This window comes from Rhodococcus sp. PML026, from assembly GCF_000963615.1.
Classification (GTDB): Bacteria; Actinomycetota; Actinomycetes; order Mycobacteriales; family Mycobacteriaceae; genus Rhodococcoides; species Rhodococcoides fascians.
Map to the genome: position 1 here is coordinate 448,928 of NZ_KQ031375.1, position 15,045 is coordinate 463,972.

A 15,045-nucleotide genomic window follows, 5' to 3' on the forward strand; every position below is an offset into this window, starting at 1 on the left:
CGCACAACGCATCGTCACGTGGCGACATCTGCATTCGTTCGGTGGGACGAGCCGCGGAATTCACACGCTCGTGACCGAGCGGGCACACAGTCTTCTCGTGCGAGCGGTACCTATGAACGATGTCTGCACCCATGGAATACGACCTGGTGGTCATCGGCTCGGGCCCCGGCGGCCAGAAGGCTGCGATCGCGGCCGCGAAGCTCGGCAAGCGAGTGGCGATCGTGGAGAAGGGCCACATGCTCGGCGGCGTGTGCGTCAACACCGGAACCATTCCGTCCAAGACACTCCGAGAAGCCGTTCTCTATCTGACGGGGATGAATCAGCGAGAGCTGTACGGCGCGAGCTACCGCGTCAAGGCCGACATCACTCCCGCCGACCTGCTGGCCCGAACCCAGCATGTCATCGGTAAGGAAATCGAGGTGGTGCGCTCGCAACTGCTCCGTAACCGCATCGAGCTGATCACCGGGGTCGGCAAGTTTCTGGATGCACACACCATCGTCGTCGAGGACGAGGCCCGGGGCGAGCGCATCACGGTCTCGGCTGCCAACGTGGTGATCGCGACCGGCACCGCCCCCGCGCGACCCGCCGACGTCGCATTCGACGACTACCGGGTGTTGGACTCCGACGGCATTCTGAGCTTGGAGTTCATCCCGGCGTCGATGGTCGTCGTGGGTGCCGGCGTGATCGGCATCGAGTACGCCTCGATGTTCGCCGCCCTGGGCACCAAGGTGACCGTCGTCGAGAAACGCGATTCGATGCTCGACTTCTGCGATCGCGAGATCATCGAATCCCTGCAGTTCCACCTCCGCGATCTCGCGGTGACGTTCCGCTTCGGTGAAGCAGTCACGGCGGTGGACGTCGGGCCGAACGGCACGGTGACGACCCTTGCGAGCGGAAAACGCATCCCGGCGGAGACGGTGATGTACTCGGCGGGTCGCCAGGGGCTGACCACGGCCCTCGAACTCGAGAACGCGGGCCTCGAAGCGGACGCCCGTGGGCGCATCTTCGTCGACGAGCATTTTCAGACCAAGGTGGACCACATCTATGCCGTCGGCGACGTCATCGGGTTTCCGGCGTTGGCGGCGACGTCGATGGATCAGGGCAGGTTGGCGGCGTATCACGCGTTCGGGGAACCGAGCGCGCAGCTCACCGACGTCCAACCGATCGGCATCTACTCCATCCCCGAGGTCTCGTACGTCGGCGCGACGGAGGTCGATCTGACGAAGGGATCCATTCCTTACGAGGTCGGTGTGTCGCGATACCGCGAACTCGCCCGCGGCCAGATCGCAGGGGACTCGTACGGGATGCTCAAGTTGCTCGTCTCCACCGAGGACCGTTCGATTCTCGGCGTGCACATCTTCGGTTCGGGAGCCACGGATCTGGTGCACATCGGTCAGGCCGTCATGGGGTGCGGCGGCACCGTCGACTACCTGGTCGATGCGGTCTTCAACTACCCGACGTTGTCCGAGGCGTACAAGGTCGCCGCACTGGACGTCACCAACAAGATCCGAGCCCTGGCAAATTTCGACCGCTGATGCGTCGACGGGGGGACCGAATCGCCGACCGGGAATGAACGACGGTTCCGCGGTTGTTCTGTCGGGTAGTGATTCACCACGATCGACGTCGGCGTGTATGCGGCTCGAGCAGACGGTCCGCGTATTCTGACCCGATGCTCGCGTCGAGGCATCGACGAGTCGATCCGAAAGGGGCCCGGCCATGACCGAACAGTCGAAGATGTACGAGCTGGAATTTCCGGCACCTCAGATTTTCTCCAACGACGGAGTCGGGCCCGTGCTGGTGCACGGGCTGGAAGGATTCTCCGACGCCGGCCATGCCGTGAAGCTTGCGACGACCCATCTGCGGGAGAGTCTCGAAACCGAGCTGGTGGCCTCCTTCGATGTCGACGAGTTGATCGATTACCGGTCCCGTCGGCCGACCATGACGTTCAAGTCCGATCATTTCTCGGATTACGACGCTCCCGAGCTCAACTTGTACGCCGTCAAGGACAACGTGGGGACCCCCTTCCTTCTTCTGGCAGGCATGGAGCCCGATCTGCGATGGGAGAAGTTCACGACGGCAGTGCGACTGCTTGCCGAGCAGCTCGGAGTGCGGCGCACGATCGGTCTCGGCTCCATTCCGATGGCCATTCCGCACACCCGCCCGCTGGGCGTCACCGCGCACGCGAGCGACAGGGCGTTGGTCAAGGAAGGCAACAGCTGGGCGGGCGAGCTGCAGGTGCCCGGTAGTGCGTCGTCCTTGCTCGAACTACGGATGGCACAGCACGGCCACGAATCGATGGGGTTCTCGGTACACGTCCCGCATTATCTCGCGCAGACGGACTACCCGGGGGCTGCGGAAACGCTGCTCGAGAACGTCGGTGAGGCCGCCGAGCTCGATCTACCGTTGGCAGCGTTGGGCGAGGCCGCGGCTCGCGTCCGGGAGCAGGTCAACGAGCACATCACCGGAAACGAGGAAGTGCAGTCGGTCGTACAGGCACTCGAGCGCCAGTACGACACGTATGTCGCCGCGCAGGAACAACAGTCCACGCTGTTGGCCAGTGACGAGCCGCTCCCCAGCGGCGACGAGCTGGGTGCCGAGTTCGAGCGGTTCCTGGCCGAGCAGGCTGGCCTCGACGACGGAGACGGGCAAGCACCCCGGTAGTTGTGGAGCTGGTCACAGCGAAAGCAGTGGGATCCAGTCATATGCGACAGCCCCGGCGGATCGCAACATACCTGTAACCCGCAATACGCCCGATGCTCTGCCCCGAGCGCGATCTCGTGCGAGAGTCGTAGCAACACACAACCGTCGTCTGTGTTGCTGCGCTCTCGTGAGCAGCGACGCCGTACTGCGCCGTACGTCGGCGCACCAGGGAATCAGGAGGCGCGAATGTCCACTACTCCGCGCAGTCGTAAGCTCCGGCCGGTTCCCGACGAGGAACCGCGGCTGATCTTTCGGACCATTCACGGCTATCGGCGGGCCTTTCGCATGGCCGGTGAAGGCCCTGTGCTGCTGCTGATCCACGGGATCGGTGACAATTCCGAGACGTGGAACGAGGTCATCCCGCACCTCGCCAAGAGCTACACGGTGATCGCACCCGATCTCCTGGGCCACGGCCGCTCCGACAAACCTCGGGCCGACTATTCCGTTGCCGCGTACGCCAACGGTATGCGCGATCTGATGTCCGTTCTGGGCATCGAGCACGTCACCGTGGTGGGCCACTCGCTCGGCGGCGGGGTGGCGATGCAGTTCGCCTATCAGTTCCCGCACATGGTCGATCGCCTCGCGTTGGTGTCCTCGGGCGGAGTGACCAAGGACGTGCACCCCCTTCTGCGACTGGCGTCGATGCCGTTCCTGTCCGAGGCGGTGAAGCTGCTGCGCTTGCCGGGCGCGATACCGGCGGTCAAGCTGGCCGGCGGCCTGTTGAGCAAACTGCACAGCTCCCCACTGCGACCGGGGTCGATGCTGCACGACACCCCCGATCTGATCCGAGTGCTGAGCGAACTGCCTGCACCGACGTCGTACGAGGCCTACCTACGGACGTTGCGTGCCGTGGTGGACTGGCGTGGCCAGGTGGTCACGATGCTGGACCGCTGCTATCTCACCGAGAACCTGCCGGTGCTGCTGGTCTGGGGTGAACAGGACTCGGTGATCCCGGTGTCGCACGCCCGGCTGGCTCATTCCGCCATGCCCGGTTCGAAGCTGGAAGTGTTCGACAATTCCGGACACTTCCCGTTTCGCGACGATCCGATGCGCTTCCTTCAGGTCCTCGAGGACTTCATCGACTCGACTCCCTCGCTCAGTTTCGACGAGGTGCGCTGGCGCAACCTGCTCATCACCGGCGTCGGCGAGGACATGATCAGCGGCAGCTCGAGCACCAGGATGGCCGTGCTCGGGGCCATGGGGTCCGACGAGCGAAGCGCGACCTGACGCTCCGGTCGCAGGCGTTCGGTGTCGATTCGGGAACCGCCGTCACCGACACATAGCCTGTAGAGGTGCTCCTCACCGAACTGATACCCGACGTTTCCGCCGCTACCTCCGACGGCGTGGACCCGGACGTCCTGTTCGATACGTTCACCACCTGGGCTTCGGACCGGGGCCTGACGCTGTATCCCGCGCAGGAAGAGGCGCTGATCGAGCTGGTGTCGGGATCCAACGTCATCCTGGCCACGCCGACCGGTTCCGGAAAGTCCATGGTCGCCATCGGTGCCCACTTCGCGGCCATGGCCGCAGGCATTCGCAGTTTCTACACCGCGCCGATCAAGGCGCTCGTCAGCGAGAAGTTCTTCGCCCTGTGCGAGATCTTCGGAGCGCAGAACGTCGGCATGATGACCGGCGACGCGTCGGTCAATTCCGGTGCGCCGATCATCTGCGCCACTGCCGAGATCGTCGCGAACCTGGCACTGCGGCAGGGTGCCGACTCCGACATCGGCCAAGTGATCATGGACGAGTTCCACTACTACTCGGAACCGGACCGGGGGTGGGCCTGGCAGGTACCTCTGATCGAACTGCCGAACGCCCAGTTCCTGCTCATGTCGGCGACGTTGGGCGACGTCTCGTTCTTCCGCGACGATCTGACCCGACGTACCGGCCGCACGACCACCGTCGTCTCCGGTACCGAGCGGCCTGTCCCGTTGATGTTCTCGTACGTCACCACCCCGATCGGCGAAACGATCGAAGAGCTGGTGCAGACGCACCTGGCTCCGGTGTACGTCGTGCACTTCACCCAGGCAGCGGCACTCGAACGCGCTCAGGCCCTGACGAGCATCAATGTCGCATCCAAGCAAGAGAAGGCCGCGATAGCCGAGGCCATCGGCAACTTCCGCTTCACCACCGGCTTCGGGTCGACGCTGTCCAGACTGGTTCGTCACGGTATCGGGGTGCATCACGCCGGCATGCTTCCCAAGTACCGCAGGCTGGTGGAGAAACTGGCGCAGGACGGTCTGTTGAAGGTGATCTGCGGTACCGACACGTTGGGCGTGGGCATCAACGTTCCCATCCGGACCGTGCTGTTCACCGGACTCACCAAATACGACGGCATCAGAACACGCAAGCTTCGGGCGCGTGAGTTCCATCAGATCGCGGGACGCGCGGGCCGCGCGGGGTACGACACCCTCGGCACCGTCGTGGTCGAGGCACCCGAGCACGACATCGAGAATGCTCGGCTCGTGGCCAAAGCCGGTGACGACCCGAAGAAGCTCAAGCGGGTACAGCGCAAGAAGGCACCCGACGGCTTCGTCTCGTGGGGCGAGCCGACGTTCGAGCGCATCATCGCGGCGAGCCCGGAGCCGTTGACGTCCCGGTTCTCGGTCAGCAATGCGATGTTGCTCAATGTCATTGCGCGGCCGGGCAATTGCTTCCAGGCGATGCGTCATCTGCTCGAGGACAACCACGAGACCCGGCCGGCTCAGCGCAAGCACATCCTGCGTGCGCTGTCGCTGTACCGCGGCCTGGTGGAGGCCGGAATCGTCGAACAGTTGGCCGAGCCGGACGCGGACGGGCGCCATGCCAGGCTGACGGTGGACTTGCAGCCGGACTTCGCGCTCAATCAGCCGTTGTCGACGTTCGCGGTGGCCTCGTTCGAGTTGCTCGACGTCGACTCCCCCACCCACGCGCTCGACGTGGTGTCGATCATCGAGTCGACGCTCGACGATCCCCGGCAGGTGTTGATGGCGCAACAACATGCCGCACGCGGCGAAGCGGTGGCCCAGATGAAGGCCGACGGCATCGAGTACGACGAGCGGATGGAACTCCTCGAAGAGGTCACCTGGCCGAAACCCCTTGCCGAGCTGCTCGTTCCGGCCTTCGAGATCTACCGCGGGTCTCACCCGTGGCTCTCCGAGGTGGGCCTGTCGCCCAAGTCCGTCGTCCGCGACATGGTCGAGCGCGCGATGACCTTCGCGGAGCTGATCAGTCACTACGGCCTCATGCGCTCGGAGGGCCTGGTACTGCGCTACCTCGCCGACGCGTACCGAACTCTGCGCCAGACGGTTCCGCCGGAATCGCGGACCGAGGAAGTGCAGGACATCACCGAGTGGCTGGGCGAGCTGGTTCGGCAAGTCGATTCCAGCCTGCTCGACGAGTGGGAGAACCTGACCGATCCCGGTGCCGAACCGGAAGCCCTGGTCGAGGCGTACGGGTCCGATGCGCCGCGTCCGATCTCGGCGAATCCACGGGCCTTCCGAATCCTGGCCCGTAACGCGATCTTTCGAAGGGTCGATCTGGCGGCGCGTCGTCAGTGGAACGCGCTCGACGACCTGGACGACGGGCCGGACTGGGAGGAGGAGTTGGAGCCGTTCTTCGCCGAGTACGGGTTCATCGGCACCGGCCCCTCGGCTCGCGGGCCGGCGCTGTTCACCCTGAACGTCGGTGCGGAATCCACCACGGTCCGCCAAGTACTCGAAGATCCGGACGGCGACCACGGCTGGTCCCTCGATGCCGTCATCGACCTCGCCGAATCCGACGTTGCCGGAGAAATTGTGTTCGACGAGATCGTCGTCACGCCCGGCTGATGCGTGCGCCTCGCGCGCGAGAAAGCCTGCGAGCGTGGCGAAGTCGGCTACGGCCGACCCGTTCCACGCACTCTGGACCCGAATTGCGTTGCGCGGCAACGGTCGGGGCGCGTCCGCCGAGTACACGACCGGACGGTATGACAGGGACGAAATGCTCCGTGTACACGGTTGGTTGGGCAGGTACCTAGTTTTCGACGGCCCGATACGGTGCCGAGACCAATTACGTTGCCGCCGTTACGAAGTGGCGGTAGTGCGCGGATTGCGGATGTGACTGCGTCGGCCGACAGGGTCGATCGGGCACGCCTGTCGGTCCAGTGCCACTCATCACGTTTACCTTTCGGCCCATTTTTGGCACACTCGTCCAGGTCGGTCGAGCTCGTGCGGCTGCACAATCGCCACCGAGCCGAACCGCTTCCCGACGGAACCGACGCGATCATTTCGACACGAGGAGACCACATGGCACTGTTGACAATTGGCGACCAGTTCCCCGCATACAATCTCACCGCCGTCATCGGCGGCGACCTGTCCAAGGTGAACGCGCAGCAGCCCGACGACTACTTCACCACCGTCACCAGCGACGACCACGCCGGAAAGTGGCGCATCGTCTTCTTCTGGCCCAAGGACTTCACGTTCGTGTGCCCTACCGAGATCGCAGCATTCGGCAAGCTCAACGACGAGTTCGAAGATCGTGACGCGCAGGTCCTCGGTGCCTCCGTCGACAACGAATTCGTGCACTTCCAGTGGCGCGCGCAGCACGACGAGCTCAAGACGCTCCCCTTCCCGATGCTCTCGGATCTCAAGCGCGAATTGGCCGCTGCCACCGGTGTTCTCAATGCCGACGGCGTCGCCGACCGGGCCACTTTCATCGTGGACCCGAACAACGAGATCCAGTTCGTCTCGGTCACCGCCGGATCGGTCGGTCGAAATGTGGACGAGGTTCTTCGAGTACTGGACGCACTGCAGTCGGATGAGCTGTGCGCCTGCAACTGGAAGAAGGGCGATCCCACCATCGACGCCGGCGAACTACTGACGGCGAGCGTCTGACATGTCGATCGACAATTTGAAGAACGCCGTCCCCGAATACGCGAAGGACCTCAAGCTCAACCTCGGTTCGATCGTGCGGTCCACCGTGCTCAGCGAGCAACAGCTCTGGGGCACATTGCTTTCGGTGGCCGCCGCGTCGAAGTCCTCGACCACGTTGAAGGAGATCGCCGAGGACGCCGCCGACTCGTTGTCGGCCGAGGCGTATAACGCCGCTCTGGGTGCTGCGTCGATCATGGGTATGAACAACGTCTTCTACCGCACCAAGGGCTACCTGGACGGAAAGTACGACGATCTACGCGCCGGCTTGCGCATGAACATCATCGGCAACCCTGGCGTCGAGAAGGCCGATTTCGAGCTGTGGTCGCTCGCGGTCTCGGCCGTCAACGGATGCAACCACTGCCTCGAGGCGCACGAGAAGACTCTGCGCGCCGAGGGCGTCGACCGCGAGAAGATCTTCGAGGCGATTCGCGCCGCATCGATCGTCGCGGGTGTCGCGCAGGCCGTCGAGGCCGGCCGCGTACTCGACGGTGCCTCCGTCTGAGGTTCCGCTGAACAGGTCGAAACGGGGATCCGCTGCGGCGGGTCCCCGTTCGTCGTCGATCGAGACGCCTCGACGACGTATTGGTAACGTCCCCGCATGGCTATCGAAGTGTCCGTCGTCCGAGTGTTCACCGATGCCGACGGCAGGTTCGGTAATCCACTGGGCATCGTTGACGCACAGGCTGTAGGCGAGAGCGACAGGCAGGATGTTGCTAGGCAGTTGGGTTTCAGCGAGACGGTGTTCGTCGATCGCTCGTCACCTGGTACCGCGTCGGCAACGATCTACACCCCGGCTACGCAGCTCCCGTTCGCCGGACATCCGACGGTCGGACTGTCGTGGTGGCTTCGCAACAACGGACATTCGGTGCAGACGCTCGCCGTCCCCGCTGCCACGCTCGACATCCGCTACGACGGCGAGCTCACCTGGGTGCGTGCACGCGCCGAGTGGACTCCGCAGTTCACGTTTCATCAGGTCCACGACGCAGCCGAGGTGGCAGCGGCAGATCCGAACACCTACGACAGTGGCCACCACTACATCTGGGCCTGGACCGACGAGCAGCGCGCCGAACTGCGCTCGCGCATGTTCGCGCCGATGATGGGAATCGCCGAGGACGAGGCAACAGGTGCTGCCGCCGTCCGGCTCACTGCCGAGCTCGGTCGGGGCCTGAACATCGTCCAGGGTGCGGGGTCTGCGCTGTGGACCACCGTCGACGAGGATGGGTGGGTGGAGCTCGGGGGCCGAAGCGTCGACGACGACTCGATCACGGTGTGAAGGGCACGTCCACTTCGATTTCCTCACCCAGACGCACCCCTTCCGCCAGTGGCAGACGGTCGCCGCTCCAGAACTTTCCTGGATCGAACCAGTTGGCTTTCTTGTTTCCCGTCAACAGACCCATCGAGTCGTAGGTCATCGCAACAACTTCGGCGCAGTACGCGGTTTCGAGCGCAGCGCTCTCCTGCGCGTTCTTCCGGAGCGCCGGCACGCGTCCACGGAACCACCGACCGGCGAGCGCCGCGGTGGTCGGAAAAGCCGTTCCGTCCATCCGCGCGATGGTGCGAAGCAGCGCGTCTTCCTGCTCCTTCATCACGGCCGGAGTGGAGCCTGGGGAACGACCGGCGTATCCGTCCAATTGCCGCAGCCAACAACGCTGTTGATACCGCTGGGCCCAGTGCGTGACGGCAGCGCGTAGGTCGTGCAGCTGCACTCCACGCTGGAAGTTTCCGGTCCACATGTCCTGCAACGACTTTCCGAGCTCTGCATGCCACATCAGCGGCGGCAGGTCGTCCAGAACGACGGCCATACCGACGTGATTGACCGGGCTGTTCGTCAGAGCCTGAATTGCGCGGTCCGCCGAAGAATGGCCACGGAAGATCCAGATATCGCCGGTTCTGGTGGCATCCACAGCGGTATCGAGGCTGACTCGCGACGGATTCATGGACCAACCCTAGATCTCGTGGCGGTACGGTTGCCGCATGAACGTCTGGAAAGCTCTCGGTCTCGCCGGGATGGCCGGGGTTGCGGCCACCGGGGCGTTGGTGGTGCGGTCCGAGCGCAAGCGGCGCGCGTATGCGCCCGACGAAGTGCGCGATCAGCTGCACCGGCGGTTCGCCGCGATCTCCGCCGAGCCGGAACCCGAACCTGCTCCCCCGCTCTCGCGGGGGAAGCAGCTGTTGAGCAGACTCCGGTTCAGCCGAGCGCACTGAGGATGCGCGAGGCCATATCCTCGATCTCGGCGTCGGTCATGACGAACGCCGGCGAGATCTGCATTGCACCCTGTCCGGCCGCGCGGCCCGAAACACCATGAGCTCTCAACGTTTTCACGAACGGTAATGCCTCCGCCGGGTCGGCGAGCTGAACGGCAGCGACAGCGCCGATCCCGCTGCGGACTTCCGCGACCCGCTCGTGGTCGGCCAGGGGCGCGAGGTGGGTGTGCAGTGCGGCTTCGATGCGCTTGGAGTGACTCAGCAGGTCCTCGCGCTCGATGATGTCGAGGTTGGCCATCGCTGCGGCGGCTGCACCTGCGTGGCCACCGTAGGTGTAGCCGTGACGCCACCAGACTCCGCCTGCGAAGAACGGTTCGGCGATCTTCGGAGCGATGAACACTGCGCCCATCGGGACGTAGCCCGACGTCAACCCCTTGGCGGTCGTCATCAGGTCGGGTTCGAGCTCGAAGCGGGTGGAGGCGAACCAACTACCGCCGATCCGGCCGAATCCGGTCACCACTTCGTCGGCGACGAACAGCACGTCGTTGTCGCGGCAGATCTGCCGTACCTCGCGTAGGTAGCCCTCGGGCGGCAAGTAGATTCCACCCGCTCCGATCACCGGTTCGCAGAAGAAGGCGGCGACGTTCTCGGCTCCGACCTCTTCGATCAGCGCGAGAAGCGATTTCGCGTCGTCCCACGCCACTGTTCTGGCGTCGGGCATCAGCTCGCCGTAGTTCTCCTTGTTGACCGGAATGCCGGCCAGCGCGGTGCCGGCGACGTGCATGCCGTGGTAGGCCTTCTGCCGTCCGACGATGATCTTCTTGGACGGCTGTCCCATTTCGACCCAGTAGCGGCGCGCAAGCTTCGCCGCGGTGTCGATGGAGTCCGATCCGCCCGAGGTGAAGAAGATCTTGCTGCCCGGCACCGGTGCGATGGCGGCGAGACGATCGGCCAGTGCCAACGTGGTCTCGGGCACGAAGTCGCCGAAGTTGGAGTAGTGCGCGATCGCGCTCAGCTGCGCGGCAACGGCGTCGGCGATCTCGCGGCGACCGTGACCGACGTTGGTGAACCACAGACCGGCGGTGGCGTCGAGGTATCGGTTGCCCTCGTTGTCGAAGATGTACGCACCCTCGCCTCGCGAGACGACGAACGGCCCATTGGCGGTGACGTTGCCCATGTCGGCGAAGCCGTGCCACAGAGCGGAGGTGTGTGTGGAGGCGGCTGAATCGAGGTCGGAAGACATGCGCTACACAGTAGTCACGTCGAATTCGGCGAGTGCATCGGTTCGTTCCCGGACGGAGTTCGGGCGAGTACCGCGTAACGGATATCCTGGTACGAGTATGTCTACCTCGAATTCGTCCGGTGATCGACGAGCACTCGCCGCACGTGTTGCACAGCTCACCATCCGCGACGAGAACCGGCTCCGACGACGTCTCGACAAGGCCCGCACCGAGGACGCCGTCGCCGCGCTCGAACGCGATGTAGCTCGCGCAGAAGCCGTCATCTCCACACGCCAGGCGGCAGTGCCCACCCTCGAATATCCGCAGGCGTTGCCCGTCAGCGCGCGCAAGGACGATATCGCCGCAGCGATCGCTGCCCACCAGGTCGTCATCGTCGCCGGTGAAACCGGGTCCGGCAAAACCACCCAGATTCCCAAGATCTGCCTCGAACTGGGGCGCGGAATCCGCGGCTCGATCGGTCACACACAGCCGCGAAGGTTGGCGGCGCGCACCGTTGCCGAGCGCATCGCCGAGGAGGTGGGTCAACCACTGGGCGAATCGATCGGCTACAAGGTTCGATTCACCGACCAGTCCTCCGATTCGACCCTCGTCAAGCTGATGACCGACGGCATTCTGCTGGCCGAGATCCAACGCGACCGACTGCTCCGCCAGTACGACACCCTCATCATCGACGAGGCGCACGAGCGCAGCCTGAACATCGACTTCATCCTGGGATACCTCGCGCAACTGCTCCCCCGGCGACCCGATCTCAAGATCGTCATCACGTCGGCGACCATCGATCCGGAGCGATTCGCGCAACACTTCGCACGCGACGGGGTCGCAGCACCGATCATCGAGGTATCCGGCCGTACGTTCCCGGTCGAGATGCGGTATCGACCTCTGACGGTCGACGCGGGAGAAACGACGATCGACCTCGATCCCGTCGATGCCACCTGCCAGGCCGTCGACGAGCTGATGTCCGAGGGTGACGGCGACATCTTGGTGTTCCTGTCCGGTGAACGCGAAATTCGCGATACCGCGGACGCGCTGGCCGATCGCAATCTCCGCAACACCGAGATCGTGCCTCTGTACGCCAGACTCTCTGCCGCCGAACAGCATCGGGTGTTCTCACCGCACTCGGGACGCCGGGTCGTGCTGTCGACGAACGTCGCGGAAACGTCGCTGACGGTCCCCGGCATCCGCTACGTCGTGGACCCGGGCACCGCACGCATCTCGCGATACTCGTTGCGCACCAAGGTGCAGCGGCTGCCCATCGAACCGATTTCACAGGCGTCTGCGCGCCAGCGGGCGGGTCGCTGCGGACGCGTCGCCGACGGGATCTGTATCCGGTTGTACTCGGAGGAGGATTTCGAGTCTCGTCCGCAGTTCACCGAGCCCGAAATTCTGCGCACCAATCTGGCCTCGGTCATTCTGCAGATGACCGCGCTCGGATTGGGGAAGATCGACGCGTTCCCCTTCGTCGAACCGCCGGATCCACGCAGCATCCGCGACGGTATCGGCTTACTGGAAGAGCTCGGAGCGCTGAAGCCGGCCACCAAGGACGGTACTGCCGAACTCACCCCGATCGGCCGCGAACTGTCCGCCCTTCCTGTCGATCCTCGAATGGCACGAATGTTGGTCGAGGCCAACGGCAACGGATCGCTCCGTGACGCGCTGGTGGTGGTGGCGGCGTTGTCGATTCAGGACGTGCGCGAGCGTCCCGCCGAGCACCAACAGGCTGCAGACGAGAAGCATGCCCGTTTCGCCGTCGAGAATTCGGACTTCCTGGCGTACGTGCAGCTGTGGAAGTATCTGCGGCAGCAGCGAGACGAGCTGTCTTCCAACCAGTTCCGACGCATGTGCCGCACCGAGTTCCTGCACTACCTGCGGATCCGCGAATGGCAGGACCTGCACGGACAACTCCGCCAGATCACTCGCGGCCTCGGATGGACGGTGCCCGACGCAGAGTCGAGCGAGAACGCACTGCATCAGTCCCTGCTGTCCGGCCTGCTCTCGCACGTCGGCCTCAGAGAGGGCGACAAGCGTGAATTTCTGGGTGCCCGCGGAGCACATTTCGCGATCTTCCCCGGGTCAGGTCTGTTCAAGAAGCCACCGCGCTGGGTCATGGCTGCAGAACTGGTCGAGACCGGACGATTGTGGGGCCGAATGGCCGCCCGCATCGAACCGGAATGGGCCGAACGGTTGGCACCGCATCTGGTGAAGCGCACGTATTCCGAACCACACTGGTCGATCAAACGGGAATCGGCGCTGGCCTACGAACGGGTGACGTTGTACGGCATTCCGTTGGTGACGCAGCGCCCGGTCAACTATCACCGCATCGATCCCGAGGCGTCTCGCGAGCTCTTCATCAGGCATGCACTGGTTCAGGGCGAATGGAAGACCCAGCACGGGTTCTTTCACAAGAACAGGGCTCTGCTCGACGACGTCGGCGAGCTCGAACATCGTGCTCGCCGACGGGACATCGTCGTCGACGACGACGCACTGTTCGATTTCTACGACGCTCGCATCGCCCCGGAAGCCGTGTCTGCGCGACACTTCGACACCTGGTGGAAGACGGCCCGCCGGCAAGATCCGTCCCTGCTCGACTTCACTACGGACACCGTCGTCAACTCGGACGCCGCGTCGGTACTGACGGGTGCGTATCCGGACGCGTGGCGACAGGGTGACATTCAATTCCCACTGACGTATCAATTCGAGCCCGGCACGGCCGCTGATGGCGTCACCGCGCGGATTCCCATCGCACTACTCGCTCAGGTACAGCCGGTCGGCTTCGACTGGCTGGTGCCCGGGATGCGCGCCGAGCTCGTCACCGCCTTGATCAAGACGCTACCGAAGGCATTGCGACGCAACGTGGTTCCGGCTCCGGACTTCGCTGCGGCAGCGTTGGCAGTGATGAAACCGCGGGCCGAAACACTCGTGACGGCTCTGGCCCGAGAACTCTCACGGGCCGCACAGTGCCACATCACCGCGAAGGACTTCGACACTGCGGCGCTACCCGATCACCTGCGAATGACGTTCGCCGCGGTCGACCCGTCCGGGACCGTGCTCGGCAGCAACAAGGATCTGACTGCGTTGCGCGCCGGTCTGGCCGGTGAGGTCGGCCGTCAGGTCGCACGTGCGGTCGGCGACGCCGAGCGCGCCCCGACGCTGGCGTGGACCTCGGGCACGTTGGGCCGCTTGGAACCCACGGTCACCCGAGACGTGGGCGGGCAGAAGGTCACCGGGTACCCGGCGTTGGTACCCGAGGGTTCGGGCGTGGCGGTGCGAGTGCTCAGTACCCCCGCCCAGCAACGAACAGCCATGCGCGCGGGCACGCGCACTCTGCTGCTCGCCACGGCACCGAAGGGAACGAAGGCGCTGTTGGCCGGGCTGCCGACCGCCGAACGTCTTGCGCTCGGCCAGAACCCGTACGGCGGCGTCGATGCGCTGCTCGAGGAATGCCGTGCGCTCGCTGTGGAAGAAGCGATGGACGCGCACGGCGGGCCGGTTCGCGATCCGGCCGAGTTCGCCAAGCTCAGGGCACTGGTGGACGCGGAGGTTCCGCGGCGTACTGCTGCTGTTCTCGCTCTGGTTCGACCGGTCCTGACGGCCGCGTTGGCTCTGTCGGCCCAGTTGCAGAGCGCATCGGGTGAGCCGGCCGACGATGTCCGAGAGCAGCTCGACGGCTTGATCTTTCGCGGTTTCGTCACCGAGTTCGGTTCTCGACGGTTGGCCGATCTGCCACGCTATCTCGCTGCGGCGACGAAGCGGCTGTCCACTCTGCCGAGCAGCGCGGGCCGCGACGCTGCGGCGATGGACGTTCTCGACCGGGTGTACGGCTCGTACGGGCGGCTGTTGGATTCGCTTCCGGAGAGCAGGAAGAACAGCTCGGGTGTGCAGGAGCTGTTCTGGATGATCGAGGAGCTGAGGGTGGGGTTGTTCGCGCAGGGAATTCGTACCGCGTATCCGGTATCGGAGAAGCGCATCGAGAAGGCGATCGCCGATCAGTCTCGCTGATCGGCGCGCGG

The 15,045-nt window shown here is 64.6% G+C and carries 11 protein-coding genes; 9 read left to right on the forward strand and 2 right to left on the reverse strand.

The annotated features are described in order from the left end of the window. Positions 1-119 precede the first annotated feature (119 nt). The 7 genes from sthA (at position 120) to VF34_RS17580 (ending at position 8,865) form a co-directional block, all read left to right on the forward strand. A complete protein-coding gene (sthA, locus tag VF34_RS17550; protein WP_045841792.1) occupies positions 120-1,535 on the forward strand; it encodes a Si-specific NAD(P)(+) transhydrogenase in 1,416 nt (471 codons plus the stop codon). Between the two features lie 181 nt (positions 1,536-1,716). After that, positions 1,717-2,661, forward strand: a complete 945-nt coding sequence (locus VF34_RS17555; RefSeq protein WP_027496868.1) for a proteasome assembly chaperone family protein — start codon at positions 1,717-1,719, stop codon at positions 2,659-2,661. 225 nt (positions 2,662-2,886) lie between these two features. Beyond that, positions 2,887-3,927: an alpha/beta fold hydrolase gene (locus tag VF34_RS17560; protein WP_045841793.1), complete on the forward strand. Its 1,041-nt coding sequence runs from the start codon at positions 2,887-2,889 to the stop codon at positions 3,925-3,927. A 65-nt stretch (positions 3,928-3,992) separates the two neighbouring features. Continuing rightward, entirely contained in the window at positions 3,993-6,509 is a 2,517-nt protein-coding gene (locus VF34_RS17565; RefSeq protein WP_045841794.1) for a DEAD/DEAH box helicase, read from the forward strand. A gap of 456 nt (positions 6,510-6,965) precedes the next feature. Further along, a complete protein-coding gene (locus VF34_RS17570; RefSeq protein WP_032366622.1) occupies positions 6,966-7,553 on the forward strand; it encodes a peroxiredoxin in 588 nt (195 codons plus the stop codon). Between the two features lies 1 nt (position 7,554). Further along, the gene (locus VF34_RS17575) at positions 7,555-8,094 is read left to right on the forward strand and encodes an alkylhydroperoxidase, AhpD family (protein ID WP_032372559.1); all 540 of its coding nucleotides are present in this window, start codon (positions 7,555-7,557) and stop codon (positions 8,092-8,094) included. Positions 8,095-8,190: 96 nt separating this feature from the next. After that, the gene (locus VF34_RS17580) at positions 8,191-8,865 is read left to right on the forward strand and encodes a PhzF family phenazine biosynthesis protein (protein WP_027496862.1); all 675 of its coding nucleotides are present in this window, start codon (positions 8,191-8,193) and stop codon (positions 8,863-8,865) included. Here the strand turns inward: VF34_RS17580 and VF34_RS17585 are convergent. Then, entirely contained in the window at positions 8,855-9,529 is a 675-nt protein-coding gene (locus VF34_RS17585) for a hypothetical protein (RefSeq protein WP_045841795.1), read from the reverse strand. The two genes, VF34_RS17580 and VF34_RS17585, sit on opposite strands and share 11 nt — an antisense overlap. A gap of 37 nt (positions 9,530-9,566) precedes the next feature. Between VF34_RS17585 and VF34_RS17590 the strand changes: the two genes are divergently transcribed. After that, on the forward strand, positions 9,567-9,797 hold the full coding sequence (locus tag VF34_RS17590; protein ID WP_027496860.1) for a hypothetical protein: 231 nt from the start codon (positions 9,567-9,569) through the stop codon (positions 9,795-9,797). Here the strand turns inward: VF34_RS17590 and VF34_RS17595 are convergent. Continuing rightward, positions 9,781-11,040, reverse strand: a complete 1,260-nt coding sequence (locus VF34_RS17595; RefSeq protein WP_032387289.1) for an aminotransferase family protein — start codon at positions 11,038-11,040, stop codon at positions 9,781-9,783. The two genes, VF34_RS17590 and VF34_RS17595, sit on opposite strands and share 17 nt — an antisense overlap. A gap of 97 nt (positions 11,041-11,137) precedes the next feature. On the opposite strand from VF34_RS17595, the gene hrpA reads away from it, so the two are divergent. Further along, positions 11,138-15,034, forward strand: coding sequence for an ATP-dependent RNA helicase HrpA (gene hrpA, locus VF34_RS17600; protein ID WP_045841796.1), 3,897 nt, complete (start codon positions 11,138-11,140; stop codon positions 15,032-15,034). Positions 15,035-15,045: the final 11 nt, after the last annotated feature.

What these genes read in the sequence shown, in the direction of transcription:
- sthA (WP_045841792.1), top strand. Translation starts at nt 120, where the DNA reads ATGTCTGCACCCATGGAATACGACCTGGTGGTCATCGGCTCGGGCCCC.
- VF34_RS17555 (WP_027496868.1), top strand. Translation starts at nt 1,717, where the DNA reads ATGACCGAACAGTCGAAGATGTACGAGCTGGAATTTCCGGCACCTCAG.
- VF34_RS17560 (WP_045841793.1), top strand. Translation starts at nt 2,887, where the DNA reads ATGTCCACTACTCCGCGCAGTCGTAAGCTCCGGCCGGTTCCCGACGAG.
- VF34_RS17570 (WP_032366622.1), top strand. Translation starts at nt 6,966, where the DNA reads ATGGCACTGTTGACAATTGGCGACCAGTTCCCCGCATACAATCTCACC.
- VF34_RS17575 (WP_032372559.1), top strand. Translation starts at nt 7,555, where the DNA reads ATGTCGATCGACAATTTGAAGAACGCCGTCCCCGAATACGCGAAGGAC.
- VF34_RS17580 (WP_027496862.1), top strand. Translation starts at nt 8,191, where the DNA reads ATGGCTATCGAAGTGTCCGTCGTCCGAGTGTTCACCGATGCCGACGGC.
- VF34_RS17585 (WP_045841795.1), bottom strand. Translation starts at nt 9,529, where the DNA reads ATGAATCCGTCGCGAGTCAGCCTCGATACCGCTGTGGATGCCACCAGA.
- VF34_RS17590 (WP_027496860.1), top strand. Translation starts at nt 9,567, where the DNA reads ATGAACGTCTGGAAAGCTCTCGGTCTCGCCGGGATGGCCGGGGTTGCG.
- VF34_RS17595 (WP_032387289.1), bottom strand. Translation starts at nt 11,040, where the DNA reads ATGTCTTCCGACCTCGATTCAGCCGCCTCCACACACACCTCCGCTCTG.
- hrpA (WP_045841796.1), top strand. Translation starts at nt 11,138, where the DNA reads ATGTCTACCTCGAATTCGTCCGGTGATCGACGAGCACTCGCCGCACGT.